Here is a 23960-nt window from a genome sequence, read left to right as displayed (position 1 = left end):
GGGTAGGGACCAATGACGGTCGTTGCCGGAGTGGACTCTTCGACGCAATCCTGCACAATCGTGGTGTGCGACGCCGATACCGGAACGGTATTGCGGCAGCGGCAGATCGCGCATCCCGACGGCACCGAGGTCGCGCCCGCGCTGTGGTGGGAGGCGCTCAGATCCGCCTGCGATCGCATGATGCGCGACGTGGAGGCGATCGCCGTCGCGGGCCAGCAGCACGGGCTGGTCGTCCTGGACGCCGCCGGGCATCCGGTGCGGGACGCCCTGCTGTGGAACGACACTCGCTCGGCCGAGGCCGCGGGTCAGCTGGTCCGCGAACTCGGCGGGCCGCAGGCCTGGGCCGACGCGGTGGGCAGCGTACCGCTGGCCGCGCACACCGTCGCCAAACTGCGCTGGTTCGCCGACAACGAGCCCGACCTCGCCGATCGGACCGTGCGCGTACTGCTGCCGCACGACTATCTGACCTGGCGACTGCGCGGCGGTGATCCCGCGCACGCGCCGACCACCGATCGCGGCGACGCCTCCGGAACGGGCTACTGGTCCCCGGGCGCGGGCAGCTACCGGCCCGATCTGCTGTCGCTGGCATTCCGGGGGCGCACCCCCGAGGTGCCGCGTGTACTGGAACCCGCCGGGGTCGCCGGGCACACGCCCGGCGGGCGCGTGGTGGCGGCGGGCACCGGCGACAATGCCGCCGCCGCACTGGGTTTGGGCATCGCGGACGGGGACGTGGTGGTCTCGCTCGGCACCAGCGGCACGGTGTTCACCCGGTCCGCCGCGCCGAGCATCGACCCGTCGGGGGCGGTCAACGGCTTCGCCGACGCCACCGGCGCGTTCCTGCCGCTGGTCTGCACGCTCAACGCGGCCCGGGTGCTGGACGCCACCGCGACGCTGCTGGGCACCGACATCTCCGGGCTGGAGGTGCTGGCGGCGCAATCACCCGCGGGCGCCGACGGTCTCACGCTGCTGCCGTATCTGGCCGGGGAGCGGACGCCGAATCTGCCGCACGCCACCGCGAGTCTGCACGGGCTGCGCCCGGCCACCATGCGCCCGCACCATCTGGCGCGCGCGGCCATCGAGGGCATGCTGTGCAACATCGCCGAGGCCTTCGACCGGCTACCCACCACGCCGCGGCGCGTTCTGCTGATCGGCGGCGCGGCGCGCTCGCGGCTGATCGCGCACGCGGCCGCGACGATCTTCGGCCGCACCGTGACGGTCCCGCACGCCAACGAGTACGTGGCCCTGGGTGCCGCCCGGCAGGCGGCCTGGGCGCTGCGCGGTGGTCCGCGACCGCCGCGGTGGCCCGCACCGCAGGCGACCGAGTTCCACGCTCCCGCCGCGGGGCTGGGGGCGGCCGTGCGCGAGCGCTACGCCGAGATACGCAATCAGTACTACCCGTGAGCCGGGCCGGATCACACCGTGCTCAGCCGAAGACCACCGGGTCGTCGGAGAGGAATTCGTCCCAGGTGCCATGCCGTTCCAGGTAGGTGCGCACGGCATCCCGGGCGATCTCCTGTTTCGACCGCCCTTCGACTACCGCCTGCGCGCTCAGCGCAGCTTCTTGATCAGCGTTGAGCCGCAACGTCCATGCCACGGCGCAAGTTGTATCACCTCCGGGTCCCGCTGTCCTGCGTTCCGCGATCGCGGAGCAACCCACCGCGCACCATGCCGAAAAGGAATAAATCGGACACGTCTCGCGGCGGCGGTCAGGACGCGCGGTGCTGTTCGGCGGCCAGGAAATGAGCGGTGGCGCGGGTGGTTTCGTAGAGGGTGCGGTAGTGCCGGTAGTACCTGTCGTACTGCGCGGTGTGCGCCGGGTCGGGATCGACGGTGGCGACGATCGGGTTCCAGTCGGCGGTGGGCAGGCCCAGGGCCTCGGCCGCGAGCAGAGCGTCGCCCAGCGCCGCGCCGATGGTCTCGGCCGGCAATTGCTGAGGCAGACCGGTGATATCGGAGACGATGCGGGTCCACAGCCCGCCCCGGGTGCCGCCGCCCACCGCGATCAATCGGGTCGCCCGACCGCCCGCGTCGGTCATGGCCTCGAGGTTGTGGCGGACGCCGTAGCCGATGCCCTCCAGCACCGCGCGATAGAGCTCGGCGCGACCGTGGCTCAGGGTGAGCCCGGCGATCACCCCGCGCGCGCTGGGATCGAACAGCGGCGTGCGCTCGCCGGCGAAGTAGGGCAGCACCAGCAGCCCGCGGCTACCGGGTGGCACCGCGGCCGCGTCGGCGGTGAGTTCGCCGAACACCCCGCCGACGAGGGTGCGCAACCAGTCGGTGACCGCGCCGGAGGTCGCCATGCCCGCGGCGGAAGTGTATGTGCCGGGGCGGGTTCCGCAGGTGGTCCACAGTCCGGGATGCGGTCGCGGCGCGGTCAGCACCTGGGTCAGGAACAGCGTGGTGCCGTACATGATCATGGTGTCGCCGGGATCGCGGGCGCCGATGCCCGCCGCCTCGGCCCAGGCGTCGATGGTGCCGGTGGTGACCGGCAGTCCGGCGGGCAGACCGGTTTCGGCCGCGGCCCGCGCGGTGAGGTGGCCGACGATCTCGGTGGGCCAGGCCAATTCGGGCAGCGGCAGGCCGGGAGCGACCGAATCGGCCCAGTCCCGGGCCCAGTCGCGGGCCGCCAGGTCGTACATGGGCACGCACTGGCTCGCCGACTGGTGATCCAGGACATAGCGGCCGGTGAGCCGGTGCACCAGAAAGGAACTCGCCATCAGCAGCATGCGCGTGTCTTTCCAGACCTGCGGTTCGTGCCGGGCCAGCCAGCGCAGTTTGGGCCCGACGGCCTGGCTGGTCAGCGGCGAGCCGGAGCGCTCGAGCACGGTGTCCGCGCCCAGTTCGTCGGTCAGCTCGGCTATTTCGATGCCGGCGCGGGTGTCGACGCCGTACAGGATGGCCGGGCGCAGCGGCAGCCCGTGCTCGTCGGCGGGCAGCAGGCAGGGCCCGATACCGCTCACCGCGAGGGCGTCGACGGGCGGGCCGTCCTCGGTCAGCTCGCGCGCGATCGACCGGAAGTCCGCCCACCACACGGCCTCGGCGTCGTGCTCGACCCAGCCGGGCCGGGGCATGGACACCGCGTGCGAACGCTCGGAGCGCCGCACGACGCGGCCGCGATGGTCGGCCAGGACGCCCTTCGACGCCGAGGTGCCGATGTCTATGCCGAGCAGCATGATCGCCACGGGCGGGTCGGACGACGACCGCTGTCCGGGATCTCGCCCGGGCGGCTGTCCGCCGCCGGGCGGGGATGATCGGTGACGAGGGTGGTGCCGATTCGGGCCAATGCCTTGCCTCCCCGCGGTGGGTGGACTCTCGACTCCCCCTCAGAATCCCAGCTCCGTCCCCGTGACATGCCCGAATCCGGAAGATCGGTCTGCTCCGCCGAGATAGGACACACCCTGTCCTAATCCCCGGAGACACTGATCCCATGACGGAAATCTCGCTCCGCACACTGAACCGGACCCTGCTGCTGCGCCAGTCGCTCGTCGAGCGCGCCGACATGTCCGCCGCCGACCTCGTCCGCCGGCTGGTCGCGGTGCAGGGCCAGGAACCGAACTGGCCGTACGTCGGACTGTGGTCCCGGCTCACCGACTTCCGCAACGACGAGCTGGAGGGGTTGCTGCGCGATCGAACCGTGGTGCGCTCCACCATGATCCGGCGCACGGTGCATCTCGCCGACGCGGCGGACTACCGGTGGCTGTACCCGACGGTGCGCCCGGCCGTCGAACAGCTGTACACCGCCGCGTACTTCCAGGAGGCGCTGGGCGCGACGGACCGCGACGAATTCCGTTCCGTGGGAGCGCGATTGCTCGCCGGGCGCACGCTCTCGCGCCGCGAGCTGGGGCGCGAACTCGCCGAGCACTTCCCGAGCCCGCATCCCGGACGGCTCGCCCAGGCACTGGGGCTGGTCCTGCCGCTCGTCCACGACCACACCGCCGGGGTGTGGGGCGCGTGGCGCAACCGGTACGTCTCGGTCACGCTCGCACAGGACTGGACCGGCGAGCCCGTGCACGACGCGCCGGATCCGGAGACCCTGATCCGGCGCTACCTGGCCGCCTTCGGACCCGCGAGCGTCGCCGACATGCAGGCGTGGTCGGGGGTGACCCGCCTCGCGGCGGTCGTCGCCCGTCTGCGGCCGGGCCTGCGGGTGTACCGCGACGACACCGGCCGCGAACTCTTCGATCTGCCGGACGCGCCGCTGGCCGACGCGGACCTGCCGGTTCCGGTCCGGCTGCTGCCCGCGTTCGACAACGCCGCCCTCGGGCACAAGGATCGCCGCCGGATCATCAGCGACGCGGACCGCGCCCGGATCAACCGGATCGCCTCGGCGGGCGTGCCGATGTACCTGGTGGACGGTTTCGTGCACGGCTCGTGGGCGGTGGAGGGCTCGACCGTTCGCATCACGCCGTGGCACCCCTTCGCCCCCGGCGCCCGCGAACAGGTGGAGGCCGAGGCCCACGCCCTGCTGCCGACGATCGCCTTGGGGGAAGAAGGCAAGGTCGTCGTCGAACCGCGATAGGCCGCTACCCGCCGCAGGTCAGTTCGGTTGCACCACAAGGGTTTCGCGCAGGCTCGCGAGTTCCTCCGTCGTCAGGCCGTTGGCCAGCAGCCAGGCCGCGGCGCCGCCGTGGTCGGCGTGCAGATTGCGCAGGAAACCGAGCATAACCTCGGGGGTGATGGCCAGGATCCCGGTATTGGCCGGGGGCAGGCCGGTGTAGGAGGGCAGCGCGTTCAGGCGGTCCCGCACCCGCTGCATCCGCTCGTTGGTCAGGACGTAGTCGTGTGCGATGGCCTCGTGGTCCACGCCGACGGCGTCCAGCAGCACCGCGGCCAGCACGCCCGTGCGGTCCTTGCCCGCGGCGCAGTGGAACAGCACCGAGCGGCGCTCGGGATCGATGATGAGGCGGACCGCTTCGACGATGTGCTCGGCGCTGCCCGCCAGCAGCTGACCGTACAGGTCGGTCAGATCGACGCGCGTCTTGTCGGGCACCAGATCCCGTGCCGCCAGCGAGGATTGCGGCGACTTGCGGATGGGCAGTCCCGCGATGCGGATCTCGGTGCCCGCGATCGGGCCGTAGCCCTCGCGGTCGACCTCGTCGGGCAGGCGCAGGTCGATGACCGTGCGCAGCCCCAGCGGGCCGAGCAGGCGCGCCAGGTCCGACTCGGTGGCCTGCTGCAGGGTGCTGGAGCGGAAGACCATGCCGAAACGGGTTGTCCCGCCCCCGGTTACGGGGAGTCCGCCCAGATCGCGCACGTTGTCGATCTGGGCGAACTCCACCCATCGCCGGTCCGCCGCGGCAGGGGACGCTGGGGAATGGCGGGCGGCGGAGTCGGTGGGCACGGGGTCGGTGGATACCGACGGCGCGAGTACGGGATCAGTGGGCACGGCCGGCCGCCGCTTCCTCGGCGCGGGTCAGACCGCACAGGCCGATCAGATCCTCGTGCAATTCGAACCACACGGTGTGATAGCTGTCCATGATGGGCCGGGCGACGTAGGTGAGGTCGCCCTCGGCGATGCGCTCGACGGCCCGGTCCAGGCGATCGGTGTAGCGGACCAGGCGCGGCGCCAGGCCACCGAGCCGGTGCACCAGCGGGCGCAGGGCCCGGTGGGTGGCGGCCAGGCGCGCCAGCACCGCCGCGTCGTAGTCGGCGTCGGCGTGATCGTTGACCGTCGCCGGATCCTTCATCTGCCAGTCGGTGATGACCACCTTGAGATCGGCGTTGTAGCCGCAGAATTCGTCGTAGGCGGCGGTGAGCGCGGCGTGGTCGACGCTCGCGCGCTCGGCCTCGAGCAGCTCCGCCAGCCGGGGACGCCCCTCGGGGGTGAGCCGGAAACCGGCCGGGGTGGTCGCGCACAGTCCGGCGGCGACCAGGCCCTCGCAGTGCGCGATGATGTCGGCGGCGTCCGCGCCCAGGCTCGCGGCCAGGTTCTCCGCGCTCACCCGGCCCTTGATGCCGACGAGCCGCAGCAGTGCCAGCTCGGTGACGGGCACGTCCACCGGAGCCGCGCCCGGCGCGCCGTCGGTGCCGATGTCTTCCGTTGCGCCGGAACGCTGTTCGAGCCGGTCGGCCAGCGCCGCAGGCTCCACGCCCGCCCACTCGGCCAGCCGCGCCACGTCGTCGAGCACGCTCTGCTCGACGGGCTTGGCGGTGATCTGACCCGAAAGCACCAGTCCCGCACCGCCGTCGACGGTGACGGTCCGGCCGGCCAGCGCGGCCACGACGCCCGGACCGCAGCCGACCACGCAGGGCCGTCCCAGTTCCCGGCTCACCAGCGCGGCGTGCGAGGTGGTCCCGCCCAGCTCGGTGACGATCGCGCGCGCGGCGATCATGCCGTGCAGATCGTCCGGGCTGGTGGTGGGGCGCACCAGGATGACGTCCTCGCCGGCCTCGGCGCGCGCCTCGGCCTCGTCGGGATCGACCACGACCACACCCGAAGCCAGTCCGGGACAGGCGGATTCACCGCGCGCGAGCGGCTCGTGCCCGGCGGTGTCACCCGTGGCCGGGCGCAGCACCTCGCGCACCTGGTCGGCGGTGACCCGATCCAGGGCCTCCCCGGCATCGATCAGGCCCTCCGCGACCATGGCCACGGCCGCACGCGTGGCGGCCCGCGCGGTCCGCTTGGCCGGGCGCGACTGCAGCATCCACAGCGTGCCCGATTCCACGGTGAACTCGATGTCCTGCATATCGCGGCCGTCGCGTTCGAGCAGTTCGGTGGCGGCGATCAGGCGCGCGTGCACCGCGGGCTGGGTCGCGGCCAGGTCGGCGAGCGGGCGCGGGGTCAGGCGGCCCGAGACCACGTCCTCACCCTGTCCGCCCACCAGCCACTCGCCGTAGACCGGGCCGTCGCCGGTGTTGGGGTTGCGGCTGAACAGCACGCCGGTGCCGGAGCGCTCGTCGAGGTTGCCGAACACCATGGCCTGCACCGTGACCGCGGTGCCGAGCGCGTCGGGCACCCCGCGATTGCGGCGATAGGTCTTGGCGCGCGCGGAATCCCACGACCGGAACACCGCCTCGATGGCGCCGCGCAGCTGCTGCCACGGGTCCGCGGGCACGACGCCGTCCGCCGCGCCGAGTACGGTCTCGCGGTACTGGTGCACGAAGCGATCGCGGGTGTCGTTGGCGTACACCGGATTCGAGGTCTCGGCTGCGAGCGCGGCCTGCACCTCGTCGGTCATGCCGAGGTTGAGCACCGTGTCCATCATGCCGGGCATGGACACGGCCGAACCCGAGCGCACCGACACCAGCAGCGGCCGCCGCGCGCCGCCGAAGGAGCGCCCGGTCCCGCGCTCGATCATGGCGATGCCGGCGCGCACCCGCTCCCAGATCTCGTCGGCGATGACCCCGCGCCGGGTGTAGTCCGCCCAGGCGTCGGTGGTGATGACGAAGGCGGGCGGGACCGGCAAGCCGAGGGCCCGCATGTGGTCGATGCTCCACGCCTTGCCGCCGATGCGCTCGCGGGACAACCCGCAGGCGCCGTCGAGTTCGGCGACGGTCACGGCGGCACCGGCCGGGCCGGCGATCGGCTCGGCCACGTCGGGTCGCTGCTCGAGCTCGGCTCCCGCGGTCATGTCACTCCTTCGATGTTCGGAATTCATCAGCACTCCAGCGCTCACCGCTCGAACGCGGCCTATCGGGCATATGCCGACCGGAAATATCCCTGTCATCGAGCGTGCCGGGTGATCGCCCTCACCCCCAACCCGCATCCCGATCAGCGGAATCCCGCGACGCGGGCCGATGGCACGCCCGGTCACCGGGATGGCACGCGAAAAACGGGCATTCGGGTGGGGGCGGTGCGGCAGGATGGGCGAATGGATCGGCGGCATGCGGCATCCATCGGCGGAAGCTCGGCGTCCGGCCCGATCAGCACCATTCCGGCCCTCGTGGCGGACCGTGCCCGGCGGTATCCGGACGCCGTCGCGATAGCCGGGCCCACGGGGCGAGTGACCTACGCGGAATTGGCCGAACAGGCGGCGGCGGTCACGCGCGCGGCCATCGCCTCGGGGCTCGAGACCGGCGACCGCGTCGGGATGTGGGCGCCCAACACCGACCGCTGGATCGTCGCCGCGCTCGGGCTGCTCGGGGCCGGGGCCACGCTGGTGCCGATCAGCACCCGGTTCAAGGGTCCCGAGGCCGCCGACATCCTGGCCCGCGCCCGGGCCAAGGCCGTCTGCACGGTGCAGGAGTTCCTGGGCAACGACTACCCGGGCATGCTCGCCGCGGCCGGGCCGCTGCCCGACCTCGAACACCTCATCCTGCTCGACGACGCTCCGGGCGACACCGCCGCGGACTGGGACACCAGCTCGTGGGCCGGTTTCCTGGCCCCGGGCCAGGTGATCCCCGCCTCGGCCGCGAAGGACCGGGTGGCGGAGGTGACCCCGGATTCGATCTCGGACATCCTGTTCACCTCCGGCACCACCGGCGCACCCAAGGGCGTCCTGGCCACCCACGGGCAGACCCTGGCGGTGTTCACCGCGTGGGCCGAGGCGGTGACGCTGCGGCCGCGCGATCGCTACCTGCTGGTGAATCCGTTCTCGCACACCTTCGGCTACAAGGCCGGGATCATCGCCTGTCTGCTGTGCACCGCCACCATGGTGCCGCTGGCCCGGTTCGAACCGGAGCCGGCGCTGCGCCTCATCGAGAGCGAGCGCATCAGCGTGCTCGCCGGTCCACCGACGCTTTTCACCGATCTGCTGAACAGCGATCACGGTGACTATCTGCTGGGTTCGGTGCGCCTGGCCGGCACCGGGGGCGCGACGATCCCCGCCGAACTCGTCGAGCGCGTCCGCACCGAACTCGGGGTGCCGTCGGTGTTCACCGCCTACGGCCTCACCGAATCGGTGGGCGTGGTCTCGGTCTGCCCGCCCGGTGCGCCGATCGAATTGCTGACCGAGACGGTGGGAAAGCCGTTGTCCGGCACCCACGTTCGCATCGTGAACCCCGACGGCGGCAACACCGCGCCGGGTGAGCCCGGGGAGATCCTGGTCAAGGGTCCCAACGTGATGCTCGGCTACCTCGACGATCCCGCGGCGACCGCGGCGGTCATCGACGTCAACGGGTACCTGCACACCGGCGACGCCGGGTACCTCGGCGCCGACGGGTACCTGCGCATCACCGATCGCCTCAAGGACATGTTCATCGTCGGCGGTTTCAACGCCTATCCGGCCGAGATAGAGCGGGTCCTGCTCGGGCACCCGCAGATTCGCGACGTAGCCGTCGTCGGCATCCCCGACAGCAGGCTCGGCGAGGTGGGCCGGGCCGTGGTGGTGCCCGCCGATCCCGCGGCCGCCGACGCGGCGGCGATCGTCGAGTGGTCCCGGAAACGCTTGGCCGGGTACAAGGTTCCGCGCGAGGTGGTGTTCACCGGCGCCCTGCCCCGCAACACCGGCGGCAAGGTCCTCAAGGAGCAGTTGCGCGGCCCCCGCTGAGCGGCGGCGGCCGCGGGCGCTCACTGCCCCAGCACCGCCCCGTCCGCCCGGCGATACAGGTGCGCGATCTCCGGGGTCACGATCGAGCCCGGGATCTCGCTGTCGAACCAGCGATCGACGTGCGTCCAGTGGTACGGGTGCAGCAGATAGTCGCCGTTGAGCCCGTCGGCGTCGGCGAACTCCTGCTCCCAGGCGTGCGTCCAGCGCGGGTGGCCCGACACCCGGCTCAGCGACCAGGATTTGATGGCGGCGATATGACCGGGCATCGCCGTGAGATCGGCTTCGAAGCGCGCGATCACCGCGGCGGGCGTGCCCGCGCGCACCGTGAGCAGCAGGGTGCGCTTGATCCGGCCCGGCGCACCGAGTGGAACCGTCAGCGCGCGAAGCGGTTCCAGCCGCACCGCGTCGCCGTCCAGACCGGGCAGGGCTTGCTCGGGCGTGCGGTCGGCGTGCAGATCCCATACCGCGCCGCGGCCACCGGCGCTGCCGGGCAGGTCCACCCCGCCCGAGCAGTGCCGCACCCCGGGCAGCGCGGCGGCCGCCGCCGCACGCTCTGTGATGTCGCGTTCGGTAGTCGGCGCGTCGCTCAGAATTATCCAGCGGCTCATGCCGTTTCCCTTCCGGAGACCGATTCCGCGCCCGCGGCCAGCACGTGCCGCTGCCGTTCCAGCGCCAGCGCGTCGGTCCGCGCCCAGAACTCGGCGACCGCCGGATCCGCCCCGGCCGCCGCGCGCATGCCGTAGAAGTCGTAGATGCCGGGCAGTTCCCAGACGATGTGCAGGGCGACCGCGTCGGCGCCCAGGTGTGCGCGCCAGACGTGCGGTGCGCGCAGCCCCCGGGTGAAGGCGCCCGGCACGTAGTCCGCGCGCCAGCCGGCGAGCCAGTCCTCGACCCGGTCGGCGGGCAGGACGACCCGGTCCAGTACCCGGACCCCGGCCTCGGCGCTCACAGCGCCGCCACCACGTCGTTGCGGTAGCGATCCACGTATCCGGCAAGCGATTCCACGCCGTTCAGCAGCGATTCCGGGCCGAACATGGGCGGGGTGAGCACGAGGCGGCTCGCCCCCGCCGCGACATAGGGCCGCGCGTAGTCGGCGTCGAACTCCCGGGTGAAGTCGAACGACCCGGGCCAGATCGTCATCTCCACCGCGTCCTCGGAACGTCCGGCGGCGGTGGCGATCTCGCGAATCCGGTCGGCGCCGCGCGCGAAGTCGTCCGCGCCGATGGTGTACGGGAACCAGCCGTCGCCGACCTGGGCCGCGCGCCGCACGGCCGGAAGACTGTTGCCGCCCAGCACGATCGGGATGGACCGCTCGGGCCGGGGCAGGCAGAACTGCCGTTCGAAGGACACGTGCTTGCCGGAATAGGTGGCCGGATGCTGGGTCCACAGCGCCCGCATCGCGCCGATGCACTCGTCGAGGCGGCCGCCCCGATCGGCGAAGGGCACGCCGACCGCCGCGTATTCCTCTTTCTGCCAGCCGGTTCCGAGCCCGAGCAGCAACCGGCCGTCCGACAACCGGTCCAGGATGGCGGCGCGTTTGGCCAGCACCACGGGACTGTGCAGGGGCGCGACCACCATGGCGGTGCCGAGCCGCAGGGTCGTCGAGGCCGCGGCCACGAACGCCAGGGTCTCGAGCGGATCGGTCATCGGCGTTCCGAGATCGCCGCCGGGCATCCGGCCGTCCGGGGAGTACGGGTAGAGCGGCTCGTAATCCTGGGCCACCACCACGTGTTCCACGGTCCAGATCGATTCCAGCCCGCATTCCTCTGCGGCCGAAGCGAATTCGCGCAGGAATCCGCCCGAGGTCACCAGGCCGTCGAGATAGGGCATGAGCATGCCGATGCGCATCAGCCGCCTCCGTTGTTCGAGAATCCGGCCTCCCAGCGGGGCCGTTCTTCGAGGCTCCCGTGTTACCGGCGTCACAACACAGGACCGGTCTCGATCAGCGAGACCGGCGATATGCGCAGGTCAGGGCTGCCCAAACGGCACAACGACCGTTAGCCGCACACCGAAAGGGCGTGCGGCCAACGGTCGTCCGGCCGCGCGGGCGCGGTCGTGCGGCGGAGGTCAGATCTCCTTGCGCATCTGCGCGGTGAGCGGCTTCATGTAGCCCGAGCCGAGCAGGCGCTGCATCCAGTTCATCGCCTTGGCGTCGGTGCCGATCAGGATGAGCGGGTCGTTCTTCCGGATGCCCTTGAGAATGGTCTGCGCGCACTGCTCGGGCGTGGTCTTGGCCAGGCCGTCGAAGTTCTTGGCCAGTGCGTCCCGATCGCGGTTGGCCGAAGCCCGTGCCTTCCAGGCGATCTCGGTCTTGATCATGCCGGGGTGCACGCTGGAGACGCCGACGTTGTTGCCCGCGATGATCATTTCCTGGCGCAGCGCGTCGGTGAAGGCGCGCATGGCGAACTTCGACGAGCTGTAGCCGCTCTGGCTCGGGCAGGCCACCAGGCCGAACATGCTGGACACGTTGGCGATGTGGCCGTCACCGGAGGCGACGACGTGCGGCAGGAACGCCTTCGTGCCGTGCGCGGTGCCCCAGAAATTGATGTTGAAGATCCATTCGAAGTCTTCCCAGGTCACGTCCTCGACGTTGGCGGTCAGCGAGACGCCGGCGTTGTTGATGACGATATTGACCTTGCCGAAGTCCGAGACCACCTCGTCCGCGTGCTCGTACACCGCCGCGCGATCGGTGACGTCGAGCTTGTACGCGCGGGCCTTGACGCCCTCCTTCTCGCACAGCGCCGCCGTCTCGGCGACACTCTCGAGATTGCGGCCCGACAGTGCCAGGTGCGCACCGTTCTTGGCCAGCTCGACCGCCAGCGCGCGGCCGATGCCCGCGCCCGCACCGGTGATGACGGCGACCTTGCCGTGGAAGTCCTTCATGATCTTTCCCTTACTGCGTGGTGAAGCCACCGTCGGCGATGAATTCCGACCCGGTGCTGTAGGAGGACTCGTCGGAGATGAGGAACAGCACCAGATTGGCGAGCTCCCCCGGGGTTCCCGGACGGGCGATGGGCTGATTTGCCGCGATGGACGCCGAACGATCGGAGGTGGCGACCATCTCGGTGGCGACGATCCCGGGGTGCACGGAGTTGACGCGAATGTTGTCCGGCGCGAACTCCTGAGCGGCGGTCTTGGACATCCCGCGCACCGCCCACTTGGAGGCCACGTACCCGAGGATGTTCGAGTAGCCGATGAGCCCGCCGGTCGAGGAGATGTTCACGATCGAGCCGGCGCCCGCGGCGCGCATGGAGCCGACCACGGCCTTCATACCCAGGAAGACACCGACCTGGTTCACGTCGATGACCCGGCGGTAGTCGGCCTCGGACAGCTTCTCGATGGGGTCCACGTGCACGATGCCCGCGTTGTTGACCAGGCCCGAGACCGGGCCGAACGCCGCCTCGGCCCGCGCGACCACGGCGTTCCAGGCCGCCTCGTCGGTGACGTCCAGCGGCAGGAACAGAGCCCGCTCGCCGAGTTCGGCGGCCAGGCCGGCGCCCTCCCGCTCGAGGACGTCGGTGATGACGACGCTCGCGCCCTCCTCGACGAGCCTGCGCGCGAAGGCCGCGCCCATGCCGCGCGCGCCGCCGGTGACGATGACGTTCTTGGTGCTTACCCGTCCCATGTCGCCGCTCCTCAGTTCCGGGCCGCGCCGGCCGGGGCCGCGCCGCGCTTGGCGTTCCGCTTGGGCTGTGCGGGCTCGGACCGCTCGGACGCGGCCGAATCGGCCTGCGCCGCATCCGCTTCCGCGTCGTCCCGGTCGGCCATGTGGTTGGCGGCGATGTAGCCGAACACCATGGCGGGGCCGATCGTCGCGCCCGCGCCGGCGTAGTCGTTGCCCATGACCGCCGCGGAGTTGTTGCCCGCCGAGTACAGGCCCGCGATGACCTCGCCGCGCTCGTCCAGCACGCGCGCGTGCTCGTCGGTGACCAGGCCGCCCTTGGTGCCCAGGTCGCCGGGGACCATTTCCACCGCGTAGAACGGGCCGCGCTCGATCGGCGCGAGGTTCGGGTTCGGCTTCACGGTCGGGTCACCGTAGTAGCGGTCGTAGGCCGAATCGCCGCGCTGGAAGTCCTCGTCGCGGCCCGCCCTGGCGAAGCCGTTGAAACGCTCCACCGTGGCGGCGAGCTTGGCGGCCGGGATGTCCAGCTGCGCGGCCAACTCGGCCAGGGTATCGGCCTGCTTGATGATGCCCTTGTCGAAATACGCCTGGGGCAGTGGACGTTTGGGGAAGTTGCCCAGGAACAGGTAGTGGTCGCGGAAGTTCTGATCGAAGATGAAGTGCGACGGCCCGCTGCTGCGCCCGGCCGCGGCCTCCTCGTACATCTTGTGCACGACGTTGACGTACGGCGCCGATTCGTTGACGAAACGCTCGCCCTCGTCGTTGACCATGATCGCGCCGGGCTGCGCGCGCTCGGCCAGGCAGAAGAACGGCGGGCGGTCGCCGCCGCTGCGCACCGACGGACCCCACCACGCGTCGTCCATGAGATCGGTTGCCGCGCCGACGTTCTGGCCCGCGACGATGCCGTCGCCGACATTCTCGACGGCGCCGACGGTCCACGCGGTGGACTGCGGGCCGGAGATGTACTTCTCACGCATTTCCAGGTTGTGCTCGAACCCGCCGGCCGCCAGCACCACGCCGTACTTGGCCTTGATGACCACCGGGGCGCCCTCGTGCTCGGCGCGCACGCCGACCACGACGCCGTCCTGCACGATCAGCTCGGACAGCGGGGTGTTCAGCCACACCGGCACGCCCGCGTCGCGCAGCGACAGCCACAGCCGCGCGGCCAGCGCCTTGCCCAGGCTCAGCGGCTTGGCGCCCTTGACCAGGGCCAGCGCGGTGCGCGCGCCGACCTTGACCGCGGTCTTCTTGGCGGTCCAGGTGCGCGCGATCATGTTCAGGTCGTGGAAATCGCTGACCGTGATGGCCAGCCCGCCCGGCGCGGACATGGTCGGCTGGTTGATCTTGTGCAGATCACCGCCGAGCAGCCGGCCGTCGATCACCTTGGGCTCGATGGACCGGCCCTGTGCCAGACCGCCCGGGTACTCCGGGTGGTAGTCGGAATAGCCGCGGTCGTAATCGAATTCCCAGTAGCGCGAGCGCGCGCCGAGGTAGTCGAACATCTTCGGGCCCTCGTCCAGGAAGGCCCGCTGCTTGGCATCGGGAACACGGTCGCCGACAACGGCTTTCAGGTACGTCCGCGCCATGGTCGGGCTGTCCGGCACGCCCGCGGCCTTAAGCACCGGGTTGTTCGGCACCCAGATGCCGCCGCCCGAGCGCGCGGTGGAACCGCCGAACAGGCGCGATTTCTCGATCAGGGTGACCGACAGGCCGCGATAGGCGGCGGTCAGGGCGGCGGTCATACCGGCCGCTCCGGAACCTACGACGACGACGTCGAATTCGAATTCCATGGGTGGTGTCTGTCCTCTAGTAGCCGCAACTGGTGAGCATGCCGCCGTCGACGACGAACTCGCCGCCGGTGCAATAGCTCGAGGCCTCGGACGCCAGGAACAGCGCCACCTCGGAGACCTCGACCGGCTGACCCCAGCGCGGGATGGGCAGTTCGGAGAAGAAACTCTTGCCGTCCACACCGCTCGCGCCCGCCACGGACGCGGTCATGGGCGTGGCGATACCGCCGGGGTGCACCGAGTTCACCCGGATACCCGAATGACCCAGCTCCCGGGCGGCGGACTTGGTGAGTCCGCGCAGCGCGAACTTGCTCGCGCTGTAGGCGGACAACCCGGCAGCGCCGACGAAACCCTCCACCGAGGACACGTTGACGATGGAACCGCCACCGGCGTCGATCATGGCGGGCGCGGCGGCTCTGATGCCGAGGAAACTGCCCGTCACGTTGATCGCCTGCATGGTGTTCCACTCGTCCAGGCTCATGTCGAGCAACCGCTTGAATCGCAGGATGCCCGCATTGTTGACCAGCGTGGTGAGCCGGCCGAAACGCTCGACGGTCTCGGAAACCGCTGCCTGCCAGTCACTTTCACTGGTGACATCGTGGTGTACGTAGTGGACGTCCGCACCGAGCTCGGCGGCCAGCGCCTTACCCTCGTCGTCGAGCACATCGCCGAACACCACGCGCGCGCCCTCGGCGGCGAAACGGCGCACGTGCTCCGCTCCCATACCGCGCGCACCGCCGGTGATCAGCGCGACTTTCCCGTCCAACTGTCCCACAGGTTCCCGTCCTTCCTCAGCGTTGAAACCGACGCTAAGGCGGTCCCGCGGGACCGGGCAGGTGTGGTCCCGGCCACTGAGACAACCGAATGACCTGATGGTTTGAGTACTGAACTATTTCGGTTAGGCATAGCGGCCGGACCTTGCCCGAACAGGCCGCCTCGGGTAAGCCGGCGAGCTGAGGAGCACCCCGAATGAAGTTCTCGATGATCTTCGAAGCACAGATGGCGGATCCCACCGCCGCGCACGAGGCCCGGGTGCTGCACGACTGCGTCGAACAGGCGGTGCTGGCCGATCGGGTCGGCTTCGACACCGTGTGGGCGGTCGAGCACCACGGGCTCAAGTGGTACGCGCACATGAGCGCGCCGGAGATCTTCCTGACCTGGGTGGCGGCCCGGACCGAGCGCATCCGCATCGGGCACGGCGTGGTGTGCATGCCGTTCAACTTCAATCACCCGGTGCGCGTCGCCGAACGCGCCGCCATGCTGGACGTGCTCTCGAACGGGCGGCTGAACCTGGGCGGCGGCCGCGGCGCGACCGCCGTGGAGACCTCGATGTGCGGGGTCGACCCCGCGCGCACCACCGCCGAGGTCGAGGAGTCGCTGCGCGTGATCGCCGCCGCCTGGCAGGACCCGGACGGCGAATTCTCCTATCGCGGTGAACTTCTGACCATAGAGCCGCACCATCTGCTGCCCCGGCCGGTGCAGCGCCCGCATCCCCCGCTGTTCATGGCGTGCACGCGCAAGGACACCCTGCGGCAGGCCGCCGACTACGGCGTCGGGGCGCTCGTCCTGGGCTTCGCCGGGATCGAGGAGATCGCCGAACTGCGCGGCATCTACGACCGCGCCATCGCCGAACGCAGCGGCGAGCGACTCGTCTCCACCGTGGTCAACGACCATTTCGCGGCGCTGTGCCCGACCATCGTCCTGGACGATCGCGAACGCGCCCGGCAGATCGGCGCGCGCGGGCAGCGCTTCTTCGCCCAGGCGATCAAGCACTACTACGGCATGGGGCCCGCGCCCGACGAAGCCGTGGATCCCGCCGCCGACGAGATGGCCCGGATCGGGGCGGCCGGCGCCGAGCACATCGCCTATCTGCACGAGGCCAAGATCCCGGTGAAGTCCGGGTCGGCCGCGATCTTCAACGCCGAACACGCCTACGGCACCGCCGACGACGCCATCGCCTACGTCGAACGCCTCGCCGCCGCGGGAGCCGACGAGATCCTGTGCCTCATCCAGATGGGCACCGTCCCGCAGGAGGCGTGCCTGGAGACCATCCGGCAGTGGGGCGAGAAGGTCATCCCCCACTTCCGCTGACCACGCGAACCATCGACATCCCCACCGTCACACACAGTTAGGACACAGCAATGACCGACCTGAACGGCAAAGTCGCCATCATCACCGGAGCCGCTCGCGGGCAGGGCGCGGCCGAGGCGCGGCTGTTCGCCGAGCGCGGCGCGAAGGTCGTCATCACCGACGTGCTCGAGACCGAAGGCAAGGAACTCGCCGAATCCCTCGGTGACGCAGCGCGATTCGTCCGGCACGACGTGACCGACGAGGACAGCTGGGCCGCCGCGGTCGAGGTCGCCGTGTCCACCTTCGGCAGGCTCGACGTGCTGGTCAACAACGCCGCCATCTACATCATGAAGCCGCTGGTGGAGACCAGTTCGCAAGAGCTGGAACGCATTCTGCGGGTCAACCTCATCGGCGCGTTCAACGGGATCAAGGCCGTCATCCCGGCCATGACCGCGGCGGGGGGCGGTTCCATCGTGAACATCTCCTCGCAGGCCGGGCTCGAGGGCCTGATGAACCACTCCGCCTACGGTTCGTCCAAGTGGGGCCTGCGCGGGCTGTCCAAGATCTCCGCCCTCGAACTCGGCCCGGCGCAGATCCGCGTCAACTCCGTGCACCCCGGACCCATTGCCACGCCGATGGTTCCGTACCTGACCACCGGCCCCGGCAGCTTCCCCACCCTGCCGCTCGAGCGCACCGGGCACCCCGAGGAGGTCGCCGAACTCGTCGCCTTCCTGGCCTCGGACGCCTCGGCCTACATCACGGGCGCGGAGATCACCGTCGACGGCGGGCTGGCGGCGGGCAAGTTCATCCCGCGCGGCATGCAGATGTAATCCGTTCCACGCGAATCCGTTCCGAGATCACCCCGACCACCGCAGGAGTCCGCGATGTCCCTGTCGCCCGAATGGCAAGTCTTCGTCGACGCGGCCGCCGCCGCCTTCCCCGCCCTGGGCACCGAGGTGACGGACGCCCACGCGGCGCGCGCCTTCCTGGCCGCCCGGCCCGCGCCCGCGGCGCCGCCGATTCCGGTTGCGGCGGTGGAGGAATGGCTCGTGCCGGGACCGATCGACGCCCCCGAGGTACCGGTGCGCCTGTACCGGCCGCTCGCGGCCGAGGCCGTCCCCGGCGTCGTGGTGTTCTATCACGGTGGCGGTTTCGTGCTGTGCGGCCTGGACAGTCACGACCGCTTCTGCCGGACCATGGCCAACGAGGCCGGCGTCATCGTGATCTCGGTCGACTACCGCCGTGCCCCGGACGACCGGTTCCCCGCCGCGGCCGACGACGCGTACGCGGTACTGCGCTGGGTCGCCGACAACGCCGAATCACTCGGCGGCGATCCGGCGCGGGTCGCGGTCGCCGGGGACAGCGCCGGCGGCAACCTCGCCACCGTCGCCGCGCTGCGAGCCCGGGACAACGGCGGACCGGACATCGCCTTCCAGCTGCTGCTGTACCCGATGCTCGACCCTGCCACCGACAGCGAGTCCTACACCGAGAACGCCACCGGCTACTTCACCACCGCGGCCCATTTGCGCTGGTACTGGCGGCAATACCTGCGCACGGACGCCGACGCCGAACAGCCGGACGCCGCCCCGCTGCGCGCCGACCTCACCGGCCTGCCGCCCGCGTACATCGCCACCGCGGAGTTCGATCCGCTGCGCGACGAGGGCGAAACCTACGGTAGGCTGCTGCACGAGGCGGGGGTGCGGGTGCAGGTGCAGCGCTGGGACGGCACCGTGCACGGGTTCATGTCCATGGCCTTCCACCTGCCCGAGACCCAGCGGGCCAACGCCGCCGCCTTCGACGCGCTGCGGACCGCGCTGGCGCGCCCGCTGCAGGCCTCGCGGTAGCCGGCGCGGAAATCCCGTCGGCCGCAGCCGGATCGGCGGTCGGTGATGTTGCGATCGGTTCACCGGTGAGTAAAGAACCGGTAATTCCAAGGCGGCCCGCGCGGCGGTGCCGATCGTCTAGCATCGGCCTCGTTCGTCCGCTTCTGAAATATCGGGGATTCTCTTGTCGGTTGCACGCCTCACCGCGGTCACCGCGGCCATGACGGTCTCCTGCGCCCTGGCGGGCGCCGGAAACGCCTCCGCCGCAGCGCAGTACTACGGCACGATCGCACTGTCGCGGCTGAAGAACGCCGCGGTGATCTCGACCGACGCGCCCGGAAAGGTCTCCGCGGACGCGGCCGCCATCCGCGACTGCGCCAACTACGACTGCGAGATCGTGCTGCGCTTCAGCGACGGCTGCGGCGCCGTCGCCCGCGGCGCGGACGGGCGCTGGGGCTGGGCGGCGGCGGGCAATCGCGCCGAAGCCGAGGCCATCGCGGTCGGCTCGCTCGGGGAGAGCAACCCGCCCTTCCCGGACCTCGGCAGCGCGTCACCGCGCCCGGCCCAGGTGATCACCTCGGCCTGCACCAGAAACGCGGGCTAGCGCAGACCGCCGTAGCGCGCCTCGTACGCGGCGCGCTCGGCGGCGCGGCGATCGCGGCGGGCCGGATTCTCCAGATCCTCCGGCAGGCCGTGCTTGCGCAGCCGATGCGCGCGATTCATCGGCATGTAGGCCACGATGTAGAACATCGCGAGCAGCAGCGCCAGCAGAATCATCGAGGCGCGCAGCCACAGCTCACCCGGAAAGAGCAGGAACAGCGCGAAGACCGGAATCATCGGTACCAGGCCGCGCACCAGATGCCGGGGGCCCGCCCACCTGCCGGTGAGGTCGTTGCGAACCCAGTCCAGCATGGAGTCGGGCAGGCGGCGGCCGCAGGCGTAGCCGAGCCACTGTATCGGGTTGGGGCGCTTCATCATCGGACTCCCTTGTCGGCCGCGCGCGCGGCCGCGTTGACGCGGTTGAGCACATCGCGCAGTTCCTCCAGATCGGACAGGCCCACCCCGAGCCGTTCCACCACCGCCGGCGGTATCAACTCGGCCCGCGCGCGCAGCGCCCGGCCGGACTCGGTCAGATCGACCACCAGGGTGCGCTCGTCGCGATCGTCGCGGCGGCGGGTGATCAGGCCCGCGGCCTCGAGTCTCTTGAGCAGCGGGGACAGCGTGGGCGAATCGAGCTGAATGGCGTCGCCGATGTCCTTGACCGACATCGGGGCCTCACCCCAGAGCGCGAGCATCACCAGGTACTGCGGGTGAGTCAGGCCCATGGGTTCCAGGAGCGGGCGGTACACCGCGAGCACCGCGCGATTGGCGACCGCCAGCGCGAAGCACACCTGCCGGTCCAGCCGCAGCGGGTCGTCGGCTTCCATCGTTCCGCCCTCCTCGATCGTCCTATCGTTAGTGTCAGAATAGTTAACGCACTAACTATTGGCACGCGATCGGTGCGTATTCCACGTCACACCCACCCGGCGAGCGGCCGGGAAGCCGAGCGGGCACCGCTGTCGAGAATTCTATTTGCTAACAATTTGCCATTCTTGGCGTTTCCCGGGTACTCCGAAAATGACAGAGATTATTCCCCGCCGAATATTCTGACGAATCGCAATTTCAGACGGTTGATATCCGCGACTTTTGGTCACACCAATGCTTGGATGCTCGATAAGCTGAATGGTTGCTAGCCTGTGAAAAGGAGATAAGTCACCGATGAAGCGCGTGTTCTACACCGGTTCGATTGCGACCGTTCTCGTCCTCGCCGCATGCGCGCTGCAAGCCGCCCCGAAGCCGGAAGCGCCCCGGCCGCCCGCGCGCACCCTCACCATCGGCATCTCCGACGACCAGCCCGGACTATCGACCCGAGGTCCGGACGGAAGACCCCGGGGCTTCGACGTGGACACCGCCGTCTACATCGCCGGGCAACTCGGGGTGGAACCCGAGCACATCACCTGGCGCGAAGCGAGACCCGACCAGCGCGAAGCGCTGCTGAACTCCGGCAGCGTCGATTTCATCGCCGCCTCGTATTCCATCACCGCCGCACGGCAGCAACAGGTCTCGTTCGCCGGGCCCTACCTGATCGCCGGACAGGACCTGCTGGTCCGCCACGGCGAAAAGCACATCGACCGCCCCGAGGACCTGCACGACCGATCGATCTGCACCACCGCGGGATCCACCGCCGCGGACCGCATCCGGCGCGGCTTCGCCCGCACGGTCGAACTCACCACCCGCGACACCTACGCCGAATGCGCGGCCGATCTCATCTCCGGCGTCGTGGACGCCGTGACCGCCGATGACGTCATCCTGGCCGGATTCGCCAAGAAATACGACGGCACCCTGCGCGTGGTCGGGCACCAGTTCACCCGCGAGCGCTACGGCATCGGCGTCCGCAAGGGCGACGTCACCCTGCAGACCCGCATCACCGACGCCATTCGCAGCATGATCGACGACGGCTCCTGGCGCCGCGCCATGGAAACCCACCTCACCGCCAACGGTTTCCGCCCGCAGGCCGCGCCCGTCGTCTTCAACGCCCCCGACCGCCCCGTGCCCCCCGCCGACCCCGCGACCCTGGACCCCGACCTGGTCCGCGTCACCAACGCCGTGGCCGCCACCTCGAACGCCCGCGACTGGGAAGGCTTCCGCACCCTGGTCTGCCCCGAGACCGCCAACGACATAGACGAGATAGTCACCCACTACACCCCCCGCTACGACACCCACCTCGGCCCCGAGCTGACGACCGCCGGCTACACCCACACGGTGACCGCGGTAACCCAGCCCGACCCCGACACCGCCACGTTCGTCCTGCACGAGACCTTCACCGACGTCCCCGACAAGTACCGCAACTACTTCAAGGACATCAACTACACCGGCACCCTCATCCGCCGCGAGGGCGCCTGGAAGCTCTGCACGTTGAACGCCGACTTCGTGGAACCGTAGGAATCAGCCCTGGCGCGCCGAGCGTCGGCGCGCCAGCAAGGCTCGATGAAATGCCATGAATCAGACAGGTTTTCGCACTTTCTCGAACTTATGTTCGAGAACTCGTAGTCTATCTTCATGATGGATCTCAGTTCCCCTGAGCTGTCCTACATGGTTGGTCTTCTGCAAACGGACGGCACACACTCCGGCAGCACCACGGGCAAGGGCAAGATCTCGATCGAACTGGCCGAACGGGATGCCGACATCCTTCTCCAGCTACAACGCCTACTCCCCTGCCACTCGCTGATTTCGACCAGAATCAGAGACACGAACTTCAAGCAGGGTTATGCCAGCAGGGTGTTGGAGTTCTGCGCCCAAGACGTTCGCAAAGAGTTCGAACGCTTCGGCGTCCCGACCGGTAAGAAGTCGAAAATCATCGGACCGCCTACCGAGACGTTCAGTCGATCGGACTATCTTCGGGGCGTCCTCGACGGGGACGGTTCAATCGGTTTCACCGCCAAAGGTTTTCCGTTCATCAGCCTCGTGACGGCGAGTCCCGCAATGGCGAAGCACTTCTGCGACGAGATAGCGGGAGTGAGCGGAGTCCGACGCTCAGCAAAGCCGAACAAGCGGGACAGCGTTCCCAACATCATGGTGGCCAACCTCGCGGCAGTGCGCCTCGCCGACTGGTGTTACCCGGTGGGCGCGTTATCCATAGCGCGTAAGTACGCGGCGGCGCGTGCGGTCTCCGAATGGCTGGCACCCCACCAGAGATTCGGACACACAATGCGGCACTGGACCCCGGAGGAGGATGAGCTTCTCGGTCACCACACCATCAAAGAAGCGGCTGCGCTGCTGGGGAGGACCGAACAAAGCGTCAACCTTCGCCGTTGGCGACTGAGACGCCGCACACCTCCGCCCGAATAATCCGGTGCGCGACCGCAGGTTCGACGCCTACCGTGAAGCGCAATCCAAAGGAAGGACATCGGATGTTTCCCGTCGAGCTGCGCGGTACCCGAGCGCAGACGCTCATGTGGGCCCACGAGCACGAGATCGAGTCGGCCGCGCTCCAACAGCTGCGCAATATCGCCGAACTGGAATGGGTGCACGGGGTTCGGGTTATGCCCGATGTACACCTCGGCAAAGGCGCCACCGTGGGCTCCGTGATCGCCATGCGGGACGCCGTCGCGCCCGCGGCGGTCGGGGTGGATATCGGTTGCGGCATGGAGGCGGTCCGAACCTCGCTCACCGCATCGCATCTGCCGGACGACCTGCGAGGATTGCGGGCTCGAATCGAGGCTGCGGTGCCGGTCGGCTTTGCCGCGCACAGCGATCCGGTGAACGTGAACCGGCTGAACAACGAAGTGTCCGGGCATCGTGCGGGCGTGGTCCTTCGGTCGGGCTGGGAGAAGTTCTGGAAAGCCTTCGGATCGCTGGATTCGGGTGTTCAGTCGCTCGAATCGAAGGCGCACAAACAGATCGGAACGCTAGGCAGTGGCAACCACTTCTGCGAACTTTGTCTGGATTCTGAAGGTCGGGTGTGGATTCTGCTGCACTCCGGGAGCCGGAACATCGGTAAGGAACTCGCCGAGCGGCACATGGCGGTCGCACGGAAGCTGAGCCACAACGAGGGGCTGCCGGACCGGGACCTCGCGGTATTTTTGGCGGGGACCGCCGAAATGGACGCCTACCGGCGGGATTTGAGCTGGGCGCAGGAATACGCGGCGCGGAACCGGGCCGTCATGCTGGCGCTCGTGTGCCGGGCCGTGCGGGAGGAATTCGCGGGGAAGGACGTCGTTTTCGACGACACCATCTCCTGCCACCACAACTACGTGTCCGAGGAGATCATCGACGGGATGCCGATGCTCGTGACGCGCAAGGGCGCGGTGCGGGCGGGGGCCGGGGAGCTGGCGCTCATCCCGGGATCCATGGGCACGCGCTCGTACGTGGTGCGCGGCAGGGGAAATCCCGCGTCGTTCCAGTCGGCCTCGCACGGGGCCGGGCGGCGGATGAGCCGCAACGCGGCCAAGCGGCAGTTCACGGTCAAGGACCTGATCGCCCAGACCGAGGGCGTCGAGTCCCGCAAGGACGCCGGTGTCGTGGACGAGATCCCGGCCGCCTACAAGGACATCGACCAGGTGATCGCGCCGCAGCGCGACCTTGTCGATATCGTTGCCACCCTACGGCAGGTGCTCTGCGTCAAGGGGTGAGCTGCCGTGGCCGAGGCGTCGTACCTGTTGGGGGTACGGCGCCTCGGTGTATGAGCGGC

General features: G+C 69.8%; 23 protein-coding genes. 10 read left to right on the top strand and 13 right to left on the bottom strand.

Going from position 1 to position 23960, the window contains the following annotated elements; translation table 11 throughout:
• Nucleotides 1-12: 12 nt before the first annotated feature.
• Nucleotides 13-1401 (top strand): xylulokinase, encoded by a 1389-nt coding sequence (gene xylB, locus ACWDOP_RS19315; protein WP_456346197.1) that lies wholly within the window; start codon nt 13-15, stop codon nt 1399-1401.
• A gap of 22 nt (nt 1402-1423) precedes the next feature.
• Here the strand turns inward: xylB and ACWDOP_RS19310 are convergent, their stop codons facing one another.
• Together ACWDOP_RS19310 and ACWDOP_RS19305 are read right to left on the bottom strand one after the other, a co-directional pair.
• Nucleotides 1424-1594, bottom strand: coding sequence for a hypothetical protein (locus ACWDOP_RS19310; protein ID WP_454203212.1), 171 nt, complete (start codon nt 1592-1594; stop codon nt 1424-1426).
• A 112-nt stretch (nt 1595-1706) separates the two neighbouring features.
• Entirely contained in the window at nt 1707-3173 is a 1467-nt protein-coding gene (locus ACWDOP_RS19305; RefSeq protein ID WP_456346254.1) for an FGGY-family carbohydrate kinase, read from the bottom strand.
• Nucleotides 3174-3427: 254 nt separating this feature from the next.
• Between ACWDOP_RS19305 and ACWDOP_RS19300 the strand changes: the two genes are divergently transcribed.
• On the top strand, nt 3428-4519 hold the full coding sequence (locus tag ACWDOP_RS19300) for a winged helix DNA-binding domain-containing protein (RefSeq protein ID WP_456346196.1): 1092 nt from the start codon (nt 3428-3430) through the stop codon (nt 4517-4519).
• Nucleotides 4520-4537: 18 nt separating this feature from the next.
• On the opposite strand, the gene ACWDOP_RS19295 is transcribed toward ACWDOP_RS19300, so the two are convergent.
• Nucleotides 4538-5386: a tyrosine-protein phosphatase gene (locus tag ACWDOP_RS19295; protein ID WP_456346195.1), complete on the bottom strand. Its 849-nt coding sequence runs from the start codon at nt 5384-5386 to the stop codon at nt 4538-4540.
• The gene (locus ACWDOP_RS19290; RefSeq protein WP_456346194.1) at nt 5376-7571 is read right to left on the bottom strand and encodes a pyruvate, phosphate dikinase; all 2196 of its coding nucleotides are present in this window, start codon (nt 7569-7571) and stop codon (nt 5376-5378) included. The genes ACWDOP_RS19295 and ACWDOP_RS19290 overlap by 11 nt, the downstream gene beginning before the upstream one ends.
• A gap of 240 nt (nt 7572-7811) precedes the next feature.
• Between ACWDOP_RS19290 and ACWDOP_RS19285 the strand changes: the two genes are divergently transcribed.
• Nucleotides 7812-9428 carry an AMP-binding protein gene (locus ACWDOP_RS19285; protein WP_456346193.1) on the top strand — a complete coding sequence of 539 codons (1617 nt, stop codon included), beginning with the start codon at nt 7812-7814 and terminating at the stop codon, nt 9426-9428.
• Nucleotides 9429-9448: 20 nt separating this feature from the next.
• Here ACWDOP_RS19285 and ACWDOP_RS19280 read toward each other — a convergent pair whose 3' ends face one another.
• The 7 genes from ACWDOP_RS19280 to ACWDOP_RS19250 all read right to left on the bottom strand — a co-directional run bounded on the left by ACWDOP_RS19280 (nt 9449) and on the right by ACWDOP_RS19250 (nt 15612).
• Nucleotides 9449-10036, bottom strand: a complete 588-nt coding sequence (locus tag ACWDOP_RS19280) for a Dabb family protein (RefSeq protein ID WP_456346192.1) — start codon at nt 10034-10036, stop codon at nt 9449-9451.
• A complete protein-coding gene (locus ACWDOP_RS19275) occupies nt 10033-10377 on the bottom strand; it encodes a hypothetical protein (protein ID WP_456346191.1) in 345 nt (114 codons plus the stop codon). Before ACWDOP_RS19275 ends, ACWDOP_RS19280 begins: the two co-directional genes overlap by 4 nt.
• On the bottom strand, nt 10374-11276 hold the full coding sequence (locus ACWDOP_RS19270; protein WP_456346190.1) for an LLM class F420-dependent oxidoreductase: 903 nt from the start codon (nt 11274-11276) through the stop codon (nt 10374-10376). The genes ACWDOP_RS19275 and ACWDOP_RS19270 overlap by 4 nt, the downstream gene beginning before the upstream one ends.
• A 219-nt stretch (nt 11277-11495) precedes the next feature.
• A complete protein-coding gene (locus tag ACWDOP_RS19265; protein ID WP_454203204.1) occupies nt 11496-12311 on the bottom strand; it encodes an SDR family NAD(P)-dependent oxidoreductase in 816 nt (271 codons plus the stop codon).
• A 10-nt stretch (nt 12312-12321) separates the two neighbouring features.
• Nucleotides 12322-13053, bottom strand: coding sequence for a glucose 1-dehydrogenase (locus ACWDOP_RS19260; RefSeq protein ID WP_456346189.1), 732 nt, complete (start codon nt 13051-13053; stop codon nt 12322-12324).
• Nucleotides 13054-13064: 11 nt separating this feature from the next.
• Nucleotides 13065-14840, bottom strand: a complete 1776-nt coding sequence (kstD, locus tag ACWDOP_RS19255; protein WP_456346188.1) for a 3-oxosteroid 1-dehydrogenase — start codon at nt 14838-14840, stop codon at nt 13065-13067.
• A 16-nt stretch (nt 14841-14856) separates the two neighbouring features.
• A complete protein-coding gene (locus tag ACWDOP_RS19250) occupies nt 14857-15612 on the bottom strand; it encodes a glucose 1-dehydrogenase (protein WP_456346187.1) in 756 nt (251 codons plus the stop codon).
• 194 nt (nt 15613-15806) lie between these two features.
• Here ACWDOP_RS19250 and ACWDOP_RS19245 point away from each other — a divergent pair, with 194 nt between their 5' ends.
• The 4 genes from ACWDOP_RS19245 (at nt 15807) to ACWDOP_RS19230 (ending at nt 19334) form a co-directional block, all read left to right on the top strand.
• The gene (locus ACWDOP_RS19245; protein WP_456346186.1) at nt 15807-16928 is read left to right on the top strand and encodes an LLM class flavin-dependent oxidoreductase; all 1122 of its coding nucleotides are present in this window, start codon (nt 15807-15809) and stop codon (nt 16926-16928) included.
• Between the two features lie 50 nt (nt 16929-16978).
• A complete protein-coding gene (locus ACWDOP_RS19240) occupies nt 16979-17737 on the top strand; it encodes a glucose 1-dehydrogenase (RefSeq protein WP_454203199.1) in 759 nt (252 codons plus the stop codon).
• Between the two features lie 54 nt (nt 17738-17791).
• Nucleotides 17792-18751, top strand: coding sequence for an alpha/beta hydrolase (locus ACWDOP_RS19235; RefSeq protein WP_456346185.1), 960 nt, complete (start codon nt 17792-17794; stop codon nt 18749-18751).
• 163 nt (nt 18752-18914) lie between these two features.
• Nucleotides 18915-19334: a DUF4189 domain-containing protein gene (locus tag ACWDOP_RS19230; RefSeq protein ID WP_456346184.1), complete on the top strand. Its 420-nt coding sequence runs from the start codon at nt 18915-18917 to the stop codon at nt 19332-19334.
• Here ACWDOP_RS19230 and ACWDOP_RS19225 read toward each other — a convergent pair.
• Nucleotides 19331-19705 carry a DUF5313 family protein gene (locus ACWDOP_RS19225; RefSeq protein WP_456346183.1) on the bottom strand — a complete coding sequence of 125 codons (375 nt, stop codon included), beginning with the start codon at nt 19703-19705 and terminating at the stop codon, nt 19331-19333. The two genes, ACWDOP_RS19230 and ACWDOP_RS19225, sit on opposite strands and share 4 nt — an antisense overlap.
• On the bottom strand, nt 19705-20157 hold the full coding sequence (locus tag ACWDOP_RS19220; RefSeq protein WP_456346182.1) for a MarR family winged helix-turn-helix transcriptional regulator: 453 nt from the start codon (nt 20155-20157) through the stop codon (nt 19705-19707). Before ACWDOP_RS19220 ends, ACWDOP_RS19225 begins: the two co-directional genes overlap by 1 nt.
• A gap of 331 nt (nt 20158-20488) precedes the next feature.
• On the opposite strand from ACWDOP_RS19220, the gene ACWDOP_RS19215 reads away from it, so the two are divergent.
• The 3 genes from ACWDOP_RS19215 to ACWDOP_RS19205 all read left to right on the top strand — a co-directional run bounded on the left by ACWDOP_RS19215 (nt 20489) and on the right by ACWDOP_RS19205 (nt 23901).
• On the top strand, nt 20489-21712 hold the full coding sequence (locus ACWDOP_RS19215) for a glutamate ABC transporter substrate-binding protein (RefSeq protein WP_456346181.1): 1224 nt from the start codon (nt 20489-20491) through the stop codon (nt 21710-21712).
• 117 nt (nt 21713-21829) lie between these two features.
• Nucleotides 21830-22618, top strand: a complete 789-nt coding sequence (locus tag ACWDOP_RS19210) for a hypothetical protein (protein WP_456346180.1) — start codon at nt 21830-21832, stop codon at nt 22616-22618.
• A gap of 62 nt (nt 22619-22680) precedes the next feature.
• Complete coding sequence (locus tag ACWDOP_RS19205) at nt 22681-23901, top strand: RtcB family protein (protein ID WP_456346179.1); 1221 nt, start codon at nt 22681-22683, stop codon at nt 23899-23901.
• Nucleotides 23902-23960 lie beyond the last annotated feature (59 nt).

The organism is Nocardia sp. NPDC003693, from assembly GCF_053981095.1.
This window is presented reverse-complemented; position numbering and strand designations above follow the sequence as displayed.